Source organism: Cupriavidus phytohabitans (assembly GCF_000426345.1).
Classification (GTDB): Bacteria; Pseudomonadota; Gammaproteobacteria; order Burkholderiales; family Burkholderiaceae; genus Cupriavidus.
Genome location: NZ_AUFE01000025.1, coordinates 78,603 through 93,283, shown reverse-complemented (window position 1 = coordinate 93,283; position 14,681 = coordinate 78,603). Strand labels below are relative to the sequence as shown.

The window sequence follows — 14,681 nt, the reverse complement described above, 5'->3', positions numbered from 1 at the left end:
TGCTGCGCAACTTGCCCGAGTTGCGCAGCATCGGCTTTGCCGCCAACCGGCGCATGCTCGAGATCGAGCAGATCAGCCACGACTGCGCATTGGGCGAAGACGCGTTCCAGGACCTGCAGCGTGCACGCCACGTTGACGGGCAGCGTGCTCCGGCGCTGCGCTTTGCCGACCCGAAGGTCCAGGCCCTGCTGCATGCGCTGGTGATGTTCGTCTTCGTCGCACGCGGCTTTACCAATCAAGACCTGCGCCAAGCCTACGCCGTGCTGCTGGGCCTGCGTCCTGGCGAAATCGGCCCGGGGCGCATGAGCTACGAGCTGCGACGCCTGCGCCTGCATGGCCTCATCGGATTCAATCGCGAAATCAGATAGCTGCGTGCAAAATATGCCGAAATCAGCGGTTCTTTCTGCGACGGTCCTGGCATGAAGTAACAGTTTCCTTGAGTGTTCCGCCGACAATACCGTGTATGTGTCCCCGGCATGGGAGCACCGGCGCCGGGAAAAACTCGGGATAGCCGATCATCAGCTTGGCATGTTCTGGCGGGACATGCCGACGCATCGGCGATATCGGTGAGCCCCACCATCATCGAGAGCCCGCCTGTGTCGCACGGCATCACCTGACATCCAGAACCAAGAGAATCTTTCGCTGCGCCGCAGCCTACCTCTCCCCGAGGGCTAGCCAAATCGCGAAGGATCGAAAATTTCTCCTGTGATCTTCCGAATTCTCTGAACACGCTCTTCTAATCGCGCACCTATACCTATAAGCAGACGGTCGCCATCACCTTGGCAAAACCGCATGAGCCAATCCAAAAAAGAGGGGAAAGAAGTTACCTGATGTTACGTTGATTAAGTTAAACCGTAAGGAGATCAACATGAAACCGAATCACGAAATCAATGAAATTCTTGAATGCGATGATTTCGAGGATATCAACGCCACCGATAGCACGCAAGGTAAAGCGGGCGGCGCTATTCTCGAAAGTATTTCGTGGGTATACCAATTTTAACTAGATGCCATGAAGGCAGCACCACACTGTGGCACTTGCTGGATCTGCTTGTATGGCTGGATCAGCGGGATTACAGCATTGACCCGATGCTTTTTGGACGTCGCCGACGGCCATGCAAGTTAATCTTGCCCGTTGCGCCAGTCAGGTGGCGCCTGCTATGGCGCGGGAGTTGCGGGCGCTGGCGTCGAACTGCATCTCGTCGCATGACCGGGCATCGTGAAGAGCCAGGCGGGCCCCATCGGCGCACGGAATTGCAGATATTTCCAACCAATTTTCGGATTTGCTATAAAGACATCCTGCAGCGGCGTCACGTATAGCTTTCCGTTCCAACGCATGTCAGGGATCGGAGATCTACGTGGCTGATATTCGCTATCCATTGAAGAACGGTGACAAGACAAGCACGGTCGGCATCCTGATCGCAACCGGGCGGAGTGTCTTGCACCATGGGACGACGGTCGGTGTGGAGGGCGACTACGCGTCCTGCCCTGCCTGCAAGTCGGGCGGTGAGGTAAGGAATGATTGCTACCCGGCCTTTGATATCGAGGGCAAGCAGATTCTGGTCAGTGGTGCGCGGGGTGTACTGCGGATGTTCAACCCATCCAATCGTGCTTCCGTCGCAAGGGAATTTCACCGTCGAAGTCAACCGCCGAGGTGCAGGCTCTTCGTCCCCATCTCCTCACTCCAAGATCACCGGGGCCACAGAATCTGAAGAAGCCGCTGGCGATACCTACGACGAACAGGTGCGAGTTGTCGACGGCAACACCCACGCACCGATAGCAGGCCTCGCTTACTACATAGAGACCTCAGACGGTGCCACGTACCGCGGCTACACGGACGCTGATGGACGTTGTGAGCGGGTGAGTACAGAGAGGCCGGAGATGCTCACCCTCTATTTGGGCGACGACGCTGAAATGCGGATGGAGGGGAAAGCATGAGCGGCAATCTGAAAGGCCAGAAGGCACGGACAAACACAACCAAAGACTCCGTTCACACGGTTCAATATGATCGAAAAGTCCGCTTACTGTTGTGGGGTGGGGCCTATGCGCAGAGCGACAATTCAGCCTTCCAGATGGCCGCCATGCCAAAAACTACAAGAGAGATGACAAGAACAAGTACGTGATAATCAACAAGAGATTGCGGTCGCTGCAGTCACTGATTCTCGAGATCAACGATCAGAAGCCAAACAGTATCCGGTCGCTGGACATCTTCACGCATGGGGGACCGGACAACTTCTTCATGGTCACCGTCAGAAATGACAAGGATGTCAGCTTTTTGAACAATATCAGGCTGTATCGCTATATCTTCCACAACGACTCATTCTCTCGTGCGCATCTCAGGAAGCTAAAGTTCGGTAATTTCACCGAAGACACCAAGGTGGAGATCCACGGGTGCCAGACCGCAGCCCGATCGGACAACATCGTGGCCGATTTCTCGAAGTACCTCTTTGAGGCTGGAAAGACGAAGTCCGTCGTGATTGGGCACACGACGGGCACCGATCCGCGGATCAATGGGGATAAGACGGAAATTCCGGACCAGGATTACAGGCATTTGGGGCGGGCGATATACAGGGGCGGTAAGCTCCTGATAAGGACCAAGAAGGCAGGCGCTCTGGACGAGAGCGAGTTGGCGAAATGAAACCTGTCCTTCGCGCAGTCGTCACTCATTTTCTTGCATTGCTGGTCGGGGATTTCTTTTGTCTTTGTGTACCCCTTTAGCCTGTCCGACGAGAACGTAACGATTGATGTTATCTACATGCAGTACGCCTGCGGGGACTGCTACGTACAGTACCGCGTGCTAAAGGCTGATGGAGAGGGCGGCCATATGCAATCCAGAACGTTCGATAGCGAGAACCTTACCCCGATGCGGTTCATTGGCTGGGATGTCGTTGTTCTATACGCATCAACCGCTGATCCACGCGGCGCGGGCCATCCCCATCGGGTTCAGCCAGGCGTGCGCAGTGCTTCCGAACGGAGCGCGGCGTCACGGCAGAGCGCCGTCAGGATACAGATCGATATTGCGCGCGGGAGCGTTCAAGGACCACGTCTGGTTCCGGCCGGCCAGACCTATCAAGCGTGCTTCTGTCATAAGACTTCGGCACCGCCGTTAAACCGCACCTCGTCGCACAAAGGCCAAAACTCCCCGACGAGCCTTTCACGCGGAAACGACGCAATCGCAGCCGTACTCAAGCCTTCACTGTCGACGGAAATGACTTGCTTAGCAACCGTCCGATAGCCAGCACGGAAGTGATTGGCCCCCTTGATCGCCACGACCTTGTACCCAGTGACATCCAACCCATGCAGCGCAAACGGCTCGACATCAAAGATCTGCTCTGCCCGCGAAGCCACGATGACATCGACACCATCGATGATCAGCCGACACATCGCCCCCAGGTCGAAGCGAACCCCTTCGAACATCGAGCCAGGCCGATTGACGAAACGACCGTCCGTGATGCATTTCACATAGGCATCGGCCTCGATCGGCACGCCCTGAAAGCGGCCTTGCTTGCCGCCCAGCGAGACCCTGATCGTGGCGCCCACACCCGCGCGCTGTGCTTGTGCAACCACGGCCGCGTCGTTGATCGATGCGAAACAGCACGTACCGGCGGGCGGACCGGCATCCAGTAACGCACGAAGCAAATGCGTGCCGTCTCCGGGCGTGCCGCCACCAGGGTTGTCTGCGTACTCGTTGACGACAACCGGACCCTCTCCCGCCGACAAGGCAAGGGCGATGCCCTGTGCCGGTGACGGGAACGTCGGACGGAATTCCTCGCGATGCGACCAGATCCATTGCGCGACTTCGTCGGCGCAGCGCTGCGCGAGCGCGGCGTCTCCGGTCGTGGTACACACGACCACCGGGCAGGGCGCCGCGATATCCGCGTAGGGGAAGCCGTGGAACCACGAGCAGTCGATTACGCCCGGCTGGGCGGCCAGTTTCTGGCAAACGTCATTGACCTCCGCGGGGATGAACCCGTCCTGTGTCGTCACGATGTACGGCAGCATCGGCAGGCTTCGCGTCGCGGTGACCGGCGTGAGCCTTCCGCCAATCATCTCAAGCAGCAACTCGACGGCTTCGACGCCTCGTTCATGGAAGTCGGTATGCGGATACAGCTTGCACGGCAACGTCAGGTTGCAAGCATCCCGCATCGCGTCCGTCATGTTGCCGTGCAGATCGTAGACCGCGGCAATCGGGACACCGGGCCCGACCAGCGCGCGAACGGCAAGCGCCAGATCGCCCTCGATGTCCTCGGTGCCGTCGGCGACACCGGCGCCATGCAGGGCCAGCAGCACGCCGTCAACCGGCAGCGCGGCGCGAATGCCATCGAGAACTGCCTGCTTCATGGCGGCATACGCGCTGGCTTCAATCGTGCCCGATGGCGTCGCCTGCCCGACGTAGGTGGGAACGAGCGTGGCGCCGGTTTTGCGTGCGCCTTCGATAAAACCGCCAACCTGATGATTCGATTTGTCGAATGCCGCCAGGATCTCGTCGCCCCGATACTGCTCGAACGCGCGCAGTGGCGTCATGCCCGCGAACTCGGCGGCGTACGTGTTGGTCTCGTGGATGAGTCCGGCAACGGCCAGGCGGACGGGCGATTGGTCTGAAGTCACGGGAATGCCTCCGGGATGTAGGTTTTGCGCGCGATCAGCGATTGACCTTCTTTGGATCAAAGCTTAGGGCGATCAGGGCGCCGGCGACAAGTGCACCGGCGATGATGAAGATGGCGGGCGCGGTGCTGTGGTACGTGTCGCGGATCCAGCCGATCAGGTACGGGCTGACGAAGCCGCCGAGATTCGCCAGGCTGTTGATCGCGCCGATGCACGCCGCGGCCGTCGCCCCGCCCAGGAATGCCGTCGGCAACGTCCACATGATCGGCGAGAAGCTGATGATCCCCGCCGCCGCGATCGACAGCGAGATCACGGCGAGTACAAGGTTCTGTCCCGCGAATACGCTCGCCACGAGCCCAAAGGCGCCCACCAGCATGATGCCGGCAAGGTGCCAGCGACGCTCTCCATGCCGATCCGAACTCCGCCCCACCAGCACCATGGCTACCACGGCCACGCAATACGGAATTGCGCTGAGCAGGCCGATCTGCACGCCACTGACCGCCCCTGCGTCCTTGATCAGCGTGGGCAGGTAAAAGCCGAGCGTGTACAACGCCATCATCGCCGGAAATGTCATCAGGATGATCTTGCATATCCGCATGTCGCGCAGAATGCCGGTCAGCGGCATGTGCTCCCGGCCATGGTCATCCTGCGCGATATCGTTCTCGATCAACTGGCGTTGCGCCGGCGTCAGCCATTTGGCGTCCTTGACGCGATCCGTCAGGATCCACAGCACGCCGATGGCCAGCGGGAGCGTTGGCAGGGCTTCGAGCACGAACACCCATTGCCAGCCGGCGTGACCTCCTACCAGGTGAAAGCGTTCCAGGATCCAGCCTGACAAAGGGCTGCCGAGCAGGCCGGCGATGGGAATACCCGCCTGAAAGATGGCCGTGACCTTGGCGCGGCGCCGATTCGGAAACCAGTAGGTCAGGTAGAGGATCACGCCGGGGTAGAAGCCGGCTTCGGCGACGCCGAGCAGGAAGCGCACCGTGTAGAACTGCCACGGCGTCGTGACAAATGCCATGACGCCCGAGAGCAGGCCCCACGAGATCATGATCCGGGCAATCCAGCGTCGCGCGCCGACACGATGCATGATGAGGTTGCTCGGTACCTCGAACAGCATGTAGCCGATAAAGAACAGCCCTGCGCCGAGCCCATAGGCCGCCTCGCTGAATTGCAGGTCGGACAGCATGCTGAGTTTGGCAATGCCGATGTTCACGCGGTCGAGATACGCGACGACGTAGCACAGCATCAGGAACGGGATGAAGCGCAGGGCGACCTTGCGGTAGGTGGCGTCTGCGAATGCGTAGGTGTCAGGCCGGCTCTGAACATCGGGCGAAAGCGTGGCGTGATGCTCCATGAAAGTGGCTCCTTGTTTTTATTGGGGGCGACGATGAAAGGGTCAGGCTACCTGTTGCATCGCACCGGACGCATCGCCGGCCAGCGTCGCCGCGTAATCCTGAAACCGGCGAAGTTCTTCGGGCGGAACAAGCGAGCCGCCGGTAGCCCAGATCACATGCGTTGCATCGCGCATGTCGAGCCCGTGATCGCGCACATATGCCTGACCTTCGGGCGAGTCCCGTAGCCAGCCCGGGCCTCCGATGCCAGCCGCCGCCGACGGCTCGACTTCCACGCCCATCGACCTCTTGAGCGCGAGCAAATGAACGTAGAGCTGATCGTCGGGGACGGTGAACACGCCGGCGAGCTGGGAAGCCATCAACGGGCTGACCAGATGGGATGCCTGGCCGACTGCGAGGCCATCGGCATCGGTCCGGTTATCCAGGCCAATGTCGTAGACGGATACGGGCGAGTCCGCACCCGAGGCCAACTGCACCAGTATGCACGGCGAGGCCACGGGCTCGGCAAAGAAGCAGTGCACATGTTCGCCGAACAGTGCCTTGAGCCCGTAAGTGATGCCACCGGGGGCGCCGCCGACGCCGCAGGGGAGATAGACGAAGAGCGGATGGGCGGCATCCACCACGCGGCCGGCTTCGGCCAACTGGCGCGCAAGGTGACGTGCCGCGGCGGCGTACCCAAAGAAGAGCAGGGCGGAGCGTTCGTCATCAACGAAATGGCAGCGCGGCGCCGCCAACGCCTGCTCCCGGCCTGCTGCAACAGCTTCCGCGTAGTCGCCCTCATGTTCCACGACGCGCACGCCGCGCTTGCGCAGGCGGTCCTTCTTCCACGCCTTGGCGTCCGCGGACATATGCACAACCGCATCGAACCCGAGCGCAGCCGCCATGACGCCGATGCTCAGGCCGAGGTTGCCGGTGCTGCCGACCGTCACCGAGTATTGCGAGAACAGCGCGCGCGCTTCCGCCGTCGCGAGCACGCGGCGGTCACCGTCGGGGTCGAGGATGCCATGCTCGATCGCGATGGACTCGGCAATCGCCAGCACTTCATGAAAGCCGCCGCGAGCCTTGATGGAGCCGGCAATCGGCAGTTCGTCGTCTCGCTTGATGAACCAGGCGCCCTCGGCGCCATCGTTGCCAATGAGCGCGTGCTGGAGCGCGGTGGCAGGCATTAGTTGCGATTCCACTTGCCCATGGCTTGGCGCCAGTTCGGGAAACAGCGTTGCCATGAGCGGTGCGCAGCGCGCAAGACGTGCCTCAGCTGCCTCGATCAGTTCTGTCGATGGGGCGGAAGCCGGCAGGGGTTGTCCCAGCCTCGGATTCAGCCAAAGCAGCGGTCGTTTCGATTGAAGTCGTGCTAATAGTTCTGTGGGCAGCGGCAGGGTGGTCATCAAGTCGTTTTCCGAGGAATGCCTTATGAGCCATGATCGTAGGCGCTGCAGCCGTGCAAGAATAGCGATGGTTTCTAACGTATGTATTAGCCAGGCTAATCCAAATGCTCGACTCCTCCGTTCTCGGCGCGCTGCGGTGTTTCGAAGCCGCGGGACGCCTGCTGAGCTTCACGAAGGCCGCCGAATCGCTGAGCCTCACCCAAAGCGCGGTGAGCCAGCAGATACGCCATCTGGAAGATCGCCTCGGCTACATGCTCTTCGTGCGGCAGCCGCGCAACCTGAAACTGACGCCAAAGGGCGAGGCGCTGTTCGAGACGACTACGCGCGCACTGCAAGACATCCAGCAGACCATCCAGCGACTCGGCCTGCCAAACGCGCCGTTGCAGGTCAATTGCCTGCCGTCGTTTGCGCTGCAATGGCTGATGCCGCGCCTGACCGAGTTCCACCGCGAGCAGCCGGACGTGTCCGTGCGCCTGAAAGCCGAGTTCCAGGCCCTGGACAGGCAATCGATGGAGGCGGAAGACATTGACGTGGCAGTGCGTTATGACCCGGTCCGCTACAGCCAAATGCATGCCGACGTATTGCTAGACGAGTTCCTGATTCCGGTGGCCACGCCCGAGTACCTCGCCCAGCACCCTGGGCTATCTGGCGGGGTGTCGCTCGACGGCGTCGTGTTGCTGCATGACGCATCGCCGTGGGTCGGCGCAGCCGAGTTCGTGGAATGGCGCACATGGCTTGAGGCCTTTCACCCGGCATGGATTGCGCAGCTGGAGGGGCCGCAATTCAATCTGTCGAGCCTTGCGATCAGCGCGGCGCTGAACCACCAGGGGGTGGCGATGGGACGTACGGCGTTGGTCTATGACGAGCTCAGGAGCGGACGGCTGGTGGATGTCTTCGGCAAGCATGTACGCGCGCCGGCGCGCTACATGCTGCTTTCTCGTAATCCGGAGGACCGCCGCGTGACCATTTTCTCTTCGTGGCTCAAGGCAGAGTGTGCTCGCTTCGATATTGCGCGGATGGAGTTGCTTTCGCTGGGCGGGGTGTCGCGGGGAGCTGGATACGACTGACTGCGTTGGCGGGGCGTAATACAAAACCGTACAAAGACCCCCGTCCGGCAACACGCGGGCAGCGGGGGCAACCCCGAATCGCCGTTTGCTCGCCGGCCCTGCCTGATACCCGGCACGGTTTCGCGGGAGAATCCCGCTTGCTGACACCGCTTCATGAGTGGAGAATGGCGCAGCCTGCGGTAGAGCATTCCAAGGCACTTCGAAACCGGATTCCTTGCGCTCGAACGGTAGCTCGCCCCCAACGACGCCCACTTAGCGCCGACCATCGTGACGTCCTCCGCACCCATCCGCGCGCCGCGCCTGCATTTCGACCTGACCACGATCCAGCTCTTCATCGCCGTAGCCGACCAGGGCAGCATCACCCGCGGCGCGGAACGGGTGCATCTGGCGGCCGCAGCGGCCTCCAGACGCATCCTCGAACTCGAATCCCAGCTCGGCGTCTCCGTCTTTGAACGCCTCCCGCACGGCATGGCCCTGACCGAAGCCGGCCGCGCACTGCTGGCCCACGCCCGCGGCATCACCTATACCGTCCAGCGCATGCAGGACGATGCCGCCTCTTTCGTCGGCGGCGACCTGGGCGTGGTGCGGGTGGCGGCGCCGAAATCGGCGGTCATCCAGTTCCTTCCCTTCGACATCCAGCGCTGCAACACCACCTGCCCCGGTGTCCGCATCGACCTGCAGGAAATGAACAGCCAGGAAGTCCAGCAGTCGTTGCGCCGGGGCACCGTGGACATCGGCATCTATGAAGGCAGCCTGGGCGTGATCGACCTGCCGACCGAGCCGTATCGCGATGACCGGCTGGTCCTGGTGGTGGCGCGCGGCCATGCGCTGGCGCGGCGCAAACAGGTCACGACCGAGGATGTGCTGGACTGCGACCTGATCGTCCTCGGCGAAAGCTCGGCCATCTCGATCGGCCTGGAGCGTCTGGCGGAGGAAGCCGGCCGCGTGCTCCATATGCGCATGCGGGTCGGCGGCTTCGACAGCATCGCGGCCCTGGTGGCGCAGAACCTGGGCGCCGGGGTCATGCCGGAGGCGATCGCCGGCGAGGTCGCAGCCGGTAGCCGCTTCGTGCGATTGCCCATTGCCGAGCCTTGGGCGAAACGGCAATTCGTGCTTTGCCACCGGCCCCATGGCGCACTTTCCTCCGCCGCGCTCAGCGTGCTGGAAGTGCTTGCGCAAAACGCGAAACCAGAATCCCAAAAATAGCGATAGCCCGCGGCGCGCGCATTGCGGATGATGGCTCCATAACGATTCGTACTACGGAGACACGCAATGCAGCGCAGACAATTCATCCTGGCCGCGGCGGCCGGACTGGCGATGCCCGGCCTGGCGCGCGCCGCCGCTGACGTGCAAGGGCCGGTGCGCATCGTCGTGGGCTTTGCCCCCGGCGGCGGCACGGACGTGCTGGCGCGCGTGATCGGGCAGAAGCTCGGGGTCATGTGGAACACCAGCGTGGTGGTGGAGAACAAGCCCGGTGCCACCGGCGCGATCGCCGCGGCCTATGTGGCCAAGCAGCCGCCGGATGGCGCCACGCTGCTGATGGCGCATGTCAACAGCCATGCAATCGCCCCGGCGCTGCTGGACGTCAAGTACGACCCGCGCGCGGATTTCACGCCGATTTCGATGGTGGGCGTCACGCCCAATATGCTGACCTGCCGTCCGGAACAGAAGGTGCGGACGGTTTCGGACATCGTGGCGCTGTGCCGGAAGAACCCGGGCAAGATTTCCTTCGGTTCGTCCGGCATCGGCTCGGCGCAGCATCTGGCGCTGGAGCTGTTCCGGATGCAAGCCAGGATCGATGTGGTGCACGTGCCGTACAAGGGCTCGGGTCCGCTGGTGGCGGACCTGATGGGCGGGCAGATCGACTATGCCTTCGACACGATGACCGCCGCCACGCCGTTCATTCAGCAGGGCAAGGTGATTGCCATCGCGCAGACCCGCCTGAAGCGCGCGGCCAGCCATCCCAATGTGCCGACGCTGGCGGAGTCGGGCTTCGCCGGCCTGGACGCCGCGTCGTGGTACGGGCTGGTGGGCCCGAAGGGCATGCCCGCGGCGCTGGCGCAGCGCATGAACGCGGACGTGAACCGGGTGCTGGCCATGCCGGATGTTGTCGAGCGGCTGAAGAGCTTCGGCGCCGAGGATTCCGGCGGATCGAACCAGCAGTTCGCAGCCTTTATCGCCTCCGAATCCACCAAGTGGGCCAAGGTCGTGAAAGACGCGGGCGTGAAGGCTGAAAGCTGAGGGCCGAACGCTGATGGCTGATGGTCGCCGCACCCGAGTACGCCGCCTTACCGAATTTCCCAGGAAGCACCCCATGACAGATTTCAGCGATTCCCGCGAACAAGCCCCTGCATCCCGACTGCCGCTGGCCGGCGTGCGGGTGCTCGACGTCAGCCAGGTCATGGCCGGGCCCTATGCCTGCATGCTGCTGGCCGACCTCGGCGCCGACGTGATCAAGATCGAACCGCCCGAGGGCGGGGACCAGACGCGCGGCTCGATGGGGTTCAAGATGAAGGGCCCGGACAGCATGGGCTTCCTCAACATGAACCGCAACAAGCGCAGCGTCACGCTGGACCTGAAGACCGACTCCGGCCGCGAGGTGCTCTATCGCCTGGCGGAAACCGCTGACATCCTGGTAGAGAACTACCGTCCCGGCGTGATGAAGCGCCTGGGCATCGATTACGAGACGCTCAGCAAGATCAACCCGAAGCTGGTCTACTGCAGCATCTCGGGCTTCGGCCAGAGCGGGCCGTGGGCTACGCGGCCGGGCTTCGACCTGATGGCGCAGGCGATGTCTGGCGTGATGAGCGTGACCGGCTACCCGGGCGGCGCGCCGGTGAAGGCGGGCGTGCCGGTGGCCGATATCGGCTGCGCGCTGTTCGCGACCTACGGCATGCTGTCCGCCTACATCGGCGCCAGGGAGACGGGGAAGGGGCAGTATGTCGATGCGTCGCTGTTTGACTCCGCGCTGGCGTTCTCGGTGTGGGACACCTGCGAGTACTGGGGCACGGGCCGTGAGCCCGAGCCGCTGGGCACCGCCAACCGCATGAGCGCGCCGTACCAGGCGATGAAGGCCGCCGACGGCTACTTCGTCATGGGCGCCACCAACCAGAAGCTGTGGCAGTTGCTGTGCAATACGCTGGACCGGCAAGACCTGCTCAAGGACGAGCGCTTTGCCACTGTGTCGCTGCGGCTCGCGAACCGGCAGGCGCTGATCGCCGCGCTGGAGGAAAGCTTCGCCACGCAGACCAGCGACTACTGGATCGAGCGGCTGCTCGAAGTCGGCATCCCGGCCGGCCCGATCCTGACTTACCCGCAGGCCTTCGACAGCGAGCACGGCCGCCATCGCCAGATGCGCATCGAGATCGATCATCCGATCGAGGGCAAGGTGCCCAACATCGGCTTCGCGGTCAAGATGGGCGGCACGCCGCAGCAGGTACGGCGCCCGCCGCCACTGCTGGGCCAGCATACGGAAGAGATCCTCGCCGAGCTGGGACTGTCGAAGGACGAACAGCAGTCGCTGGCGGCGGCCGGCGCGTTCGGCGCATGAGCGCCACGCTGCCGCCGGGAGGCGGCCAATCCGAGTCGAGCCAGCGCGACGCCGGCGCTGGCAGCGACGGGCAAGTCAGGCTCACGGTGCAGGGACAGGTCGCGACGCTGACGTTCGACCGCCCGGCCGCGCGCAATGCGATGACATGGGCGATGTACGAGCAGCTCGCCACGCACTGCCGCAAGCTGGCGGCGGATGGCGGCGCGGGCGTGCGCGTGGTGGTGCTGCGCGGCGAGGGCGGGGAGGCCTTTGTCGCGGGCACTGATATCGCGCAGTTCCGGCGATTTTCGAGCGGCGATGACGGGGTGGCCTACGAAGCGCGCATCGACGAGGGCGTCCGCCTTGTCGAACAGCTGCCGATGCCGACCGTGGCCGTCATCGAGGGCTGGGCGGTGGGCGGCGGGCTGGCCATCGCGACCGCCTGCGATTTCCGCGTGGCGACGCCCAAGGCCCGCTTCGGCGTGCCGATCGCCAGGACGCTCGGCAACACGCTGTCGGCGCTGAACCTCGCCAAGCTGCGCGCGGCGTGGGGTTTGCAGCCGGTGCGGCGCATGCTGCTGCTGGCGCAGATCCTGGATGCCGATGCGGCGCTGGCGTGCGGATTTCTGGAAGGCGTCTATGCGGCCGAGTTGATCGAGAGCGAAGTTGCCGCGCTATGCAACCGGCTCGCCGCGCTGGCGCCGGTTACGCAAACGGTCGTCAAGGAGGCGTTGCGGCGGCAGACCGTGGAGGCGGTGGCCGATACCGATGATCTCGTGCGCCTTTGCTATGGGAGCGAAGATTTCCGGGAAGGGGTAGAGGCGTTTGTGGGACGGCGGCCGCCGGAGTGGAAGGGGCGTTAGATGTTCTGGATGGCCCGGCGCGAATGACGGTTCGCGTCGGGCCATTGCCGCTTACCGTGAAGCGGGTTCCGCCGCCCCGGCGGTATGCGGCAGCGTGCCTGCATCACCGTGCTGGCACTTCATAGATCACGCGCACATACTTCGGCGCAGGCTGGCTGTCCACTACCACGCCGCCCATCGCCTCCGGAATCCGCCGGCTCGCCCAATTCTCTTCCGCCACCTGATAGATGAACCGTAACGGCTGCAGTGCGGCCATGGCCCAGTCCTTCACCGCCAGCACGGCCTCCATGCCATAGCCATGGCCGTGGGCGTCTTCCCTGATCCAGATACCAAATTCCGGTGCCGGCGTATCGGCGTGTAGCAGCCCGGCCAGTCCCAGGAAATGGCCATCGCTGGCCCGGCGGATGGTAAAGATAAAATCCGATCCGTCGTCCATGGCCGACAGCCAGGCTTGCCAGACGTCGCGGAATGCCGCCGGCGAGGGGGCGGGTTCCCATTCCATGTAGCGGGCCAGGGTTGGAGTGATGCAAGGCCAGACTTCGTCGGCATCGGCGCCGGAGAAGGGAATCAGGGCGAGGCGTGCCGAGTGGATCAATGGTGCGGGCATGGTGGTCTCGGTGGGAAGTCGGACACGATCATTATTGCCCACAGGAATCCATTTCGTCGGTGGACGCCTTGCGTCGTTATCCCACGTGTCCCAACACCCCCTCCCGCGCCTGCATCGTCCGCTTGGCAATATTCAGCTGGTGGATCTGCGTGGTCCCCTCATACAAGCGGAACAGGCGCACGTCGCGATAAAACCGCTCCGCCACCGTACGCGCCATATAGCCGCTGCCGCCAAAAATCTGCACCGCGCGATCCGCCACGCGACCGCACATTTCAGAGGCGAACAGCTTGCACATCGATGCCTCCATGGTCACGTCCTCGCCGTTGTCGCGGCGGCGGGCGGTTTCCAGTACCAGCGCGCGCGCGGCGTGGATATCGGTATTGCTGTCGGCAATCATTTGCTGGACCAGCTGGTAATCGGCGATCGGCTTGCCGAACTGGCGCCGCTGGCTGGCGTAGCGCACCATCTCGTCCACCAGGCGGATGGCAGGGCCGATGCACAGGCCGGCCAGGTTGATGCGCTGCTTGTTGAGCGCCTTCATCGCTGTCTTGAAGCCGACGCCAGGCTGGCCGCCGACGATGGCGGTGGCCGGCACGCGGCAGTCCTGCAGGTAAACGTCGCCCACCGGGGAGCCGTGCTGGCCCATCTTGCGTTCGGGTTCGCCGGTGCTGATGCCGGGCGTGCCGCGTTCGACCAGGAAGGCGCTGATGCCATGCGCGCCGGAGATATCCGGGTCGGTGCGGGCGAACACGGTGAACAGGTCGGCGATCGGCGCGTTGGTGATGAAGCACTTGCTGCCGTTCAGCACGTAATGGTCACCGTCGCGCCGCGCCGACGTCTGCAGCGAGGTGGCGTCGGATCCGGCTTCTGGCTCGGTCAGCGCGAAGCAGCCGGTCAGCTCGCCCGATGCAAGCCGCGGCAGGTAGCGCGTCTTCTGCGCTTCGGTGCCGTCGACGACCAGCGACTCGGAGGCGATGCCGGTGTTGCCGCCAAAGCGCGCACGGAAGACGGTGGCGGCCTGCGAGACTTCGATGTTGACGAGCGTCAGTTCTTCAGAGGTCAGACCCGCGCCGCCGTAGGCTTCGGGAATGCTGTGTCCGAATAATCCGAGTTGTCGCATGGCGTCGACCACCGGTTCAGGGATGACGTCGTCGCGGTCGATGTCGGCTTCGAGCGGAATGCAGGTGTTGAGGACGAACTGGCGGAGGTCGGCAAGCAGGGCTTGCATGCGGGCGGTGTCGCGGATCATGGGAAAGTGAGATGGGCAGGTGTC

General features: G+C 63.3%; 14 protein-coding genes and 1 pseudogene. 10 read left to right on the top strand and 5 right to left on the bottom strand.

Annotated elements, in window-relative coordinates:
• From K309_RS42465 to K309_RS36800, 5 genes and pseudogenes are all read left to right on the top strand, one after another.
• Nucleotides 1-368, top strand: a pseudogene (locus K309_RS42465) (hypothetical protein); the annotation flags it as partial.
• Between the two features lie 500 nt (nt 369-868).
• Nucleotides 869-1,000, top strand: a complete 132-nt coding sequence (locus K309_RS43800; protein WP_255360116.1) for a hypothetical protein — start codon at nt 869-871, stop codon at nt 998-1,000.
• Nucleotides 1,001-1,355: 355 nt separating this feature from the next.
• Complete coding sequence (locus tag K309_RS43975; RefSeq protein WP_369796448.1) at nt 1,356-1,709, top strand: PAAR domain-containing protein; 354 nt, start codon at nt 1,356-1,358, stop codon at nt 1,707-1,709.
• A 222-nt stretch (nt 1,710-1,931) separates the two neighbouring features.
• A complete protein-coding gene (locus tag K309_RS41755; protein WP_156914395.1) occupies nt 1,932-2,120 on the top strand; it encodes a hypothetical protein in 189 nt (62 codons plus the stop codon).
• Complete coding sequence (locus K309_RS36800; protein ID WP_051320510.1) at nt 2,117-2,635, top strand: hypothetical protein; 519 nt, start codon at nt 2,117-2,119, stop codon at nt 2,633-2,635. The genes K309_RS41755 and K309_RS36800 overlap by 4 nt, the downstream gene beginning before the upstream one ends.
• Before the next feature lie 446 nt (nt 2,636-3,081).
• Here K309_RS36800 and K309_RS0119030 read toward each other — a convergent pair whose 3' ends face one another.
• The 3 genes from K309_RS0119030 to dsdA are packed head-to-tail and all read right to left on the bottom strand — an operon-like array spanning nt 3,082 to nt 7,342.
• Nucleotides 3,082-4,605, bottom strand: coding sequence for a M81 family metallopeptidase (locus tag K309_RS0119030; RefSeq protein WP_029047910.1), 1,524 nt, complete (start codon nt 4,603-4,605; stop codon nt 3,082-3,084).
• A gap of 34 nt (nt 4,606-4,639) precedes the next feature.
• Nucleotides 4,640-5,959: an MFS transporter gene (locus K309_RS0119025; protein ID WP_029047909.1), complete on the bottom strand. Its 1,320-nt coding sequence runs from the start codon at nt 5,957-5,959 to the stop codon at nt 4,640-4,642.
• Nucleotides 5,960-6,001: 42 nt separating this feature from the next.
• Nucleotides 6,002-7,342 (bottom strand): D-serine ammonia-lyase, encoded by a 1,341-nt coding sequence (gene dsdA, locus K309_RS0119020; RefSeq protein WP_029047908.1) that lies wholly within the window; start codon nt 7,340-7,342, stop codon nt 6,002-6,004.
• A 104-nt stretch (nt 7,343-7,446) separates the two neighbouring features.
• Between dsdA and K309_RS0119015 the strand changes: the two genes are divergently transcribed.
• The 5 genes from K309_RS0119015 (at nt 7,447) to K309_RS0118995 (ending at nt 12,801) form a co-directional block, all read left to right on the top strand.
• Nucleotides 7,447-8,409 carry a LysR family transcriptional regulator gene (locus K309_RS0119015; protein ID WP_035877871.1) on the top strand — a complete coding sequence of 321 codons (963 nt, stop codon included), beginning with the start codon at nt 7,447-7,449 and terminating at the stop codon, nt 8,407-8,409.
• Between the two features lie 267 nt (nt 8,410-8,676).
• Nucleotides 8,677-9,615, top strand: coding sequence for a LysR family transcriptional regulator (locus K309_RS0119010; RefSeq protein WP_029047906.1), 939 nt, complete (start codon nt 8,677-8,679; stop codon nt 9,613-9,615).
• Between the two features lie 66 nt (nt 9,616-9,681).
• Complete coding sequence (locus K309_RS0119005; RefSeq protein WP_029047905.1) at nt 9,682-10,650, top strand: Bug family tripartite tricarboxylate transporter substrate binding protein; 969 nt, start codon at nt 9,682-9,684, stop codon at nt 10,648-10,650.
• A 73-nt stretch (nt 10,651-10,723) separates the two neighbouring features.
• A complete protein-coding gene (locus K309_RS0119000) occupies nt 10,724-11,959 on the top strand; it encodes a CaiB/BaiF CoA transferase family protein (protein ID WP_029047904.1) in 1,236 nt (411 codons plus the stop codon).
• Nucleotides 11,956-12,801: an enoyl-CoA hydratase/isomerase family protein gene (locus K309_RS0118995; RefSeq protein WP_029047903.1), complete on the top strand. Its 846-nt coding sequence runs from the start codon at nt 11,956-11,958 to the stop codon at nt 12,799-12,801. The genes K309_RS0119000 and K309_RS0118995 overlap by 4 nt, the downstream gene beginning before the upstream one ends.
• 103 nt (nt 12,802-12,904) lie before the next feature.
• Here the strand turns inward: K309_RS0118995 and K309_RS0118990 are convergent, their stop codons facing one another.
• A complete protein-coding gene (locus K309_RS0118990) occupies nt 12,905-13,408 on the bottom strand; it encodes a GNAT family N-acetyltransferase (protein WP_029047902.1) in 504 nt (167 codons plus the stop codon).
• Nucleotides 13,409-13,484: 76 nt separating this feature from the next.
• Nucleotides 13,485-14,657 (bottom strand): acyl-CoA dehydrogenase family protein, encoded by a 1,173-nt coding sequence (locus tag K309_RS0118985; protein ID WP_029047901.1) that lies wholly within the window; start codon nt 14,655-14,657, stop codon nt 13,485-13,487.
• Between the last annotated feature and the right edge of the window lie 24 nt (nt 14,658-14,681).

What these genes read in the sequence shown, in the direction of transcription:
- K309_RS43800 (WP_255360116.1), top strand. Translation starts at nt 869, where the DNA reads ATGAAACCGAATCACGAAATCAATGAAATTCTTGAATGCGATGATTTC.
- K309_RS41755 (WP_156914395.1), top strand. Translation starts at nt 1,932, where the DNA reads ATGAGCGGCAATCTGAAAGGCCAGAAGGCACGGACAAACACAACCAAA.
- K309_RS0119025 (WP_029047909.1), bottom strand. Translation starts at nt 5,959, where the DNA reads ATGGAGCATCACGCCACGCTTTCGCCCGATGTTCAGAGCCGGCCTGAC.
- dsdA (WP_029047908.1), bottom strand. Translation starts at nt 7,342, where the DNA reads ATGACCACCCTGCCGCTGCCCACAGAACTATTAGCACGACTTCAATCG.
- K309_RS0119015 (WP_035877871.1), top strand. Translation starts at nt 7,447, where the DNA reads ATGCTCGACTCCTCCGTTCTCGGCGCGCTGCGGTGTTTCGAAGCCGCG.
- K309_RS0119005 (WP_029047905.1), top strand. Translation starts at nt 9,682, where the DNA reads ATGCAGCGCAGACAATTCATCCTGGCCGCGGCGGCCGGACTGGCGATG.
- K309_RS0119000 (WP_029047904.1), top strand. Translation starts at nt 10,724, where the DNA reads ATGACAGATTTCAGCGATTCCCGCGAACAAGCCCCTGCATCCCGACTG.
- K309_RS0118995 (WP_029047903.1), top strand. Translation starts at nt 11,956, where the DNA reads ATGAGCGCCACGCTGCCGCCGGGAGGCGGCCAATCCGAGTCGAGCCAG.
- K309_RS0118990 (WP_029047902.1), bottom strand. Translation starts at nt 13,408, where the DNA reads ATGCCCGCACCATTGATCCACTCGGCACGCCTCGCCCTGATTCCCTTC.
- K309_RS0118985 (WP_029047901.1), bottom strand. Translation starts at nt 14,657, where the DNA reads ATGATCCGCGACACCGCCCGCATGCAAGCCCTGCTTGCCGACCTCCGC.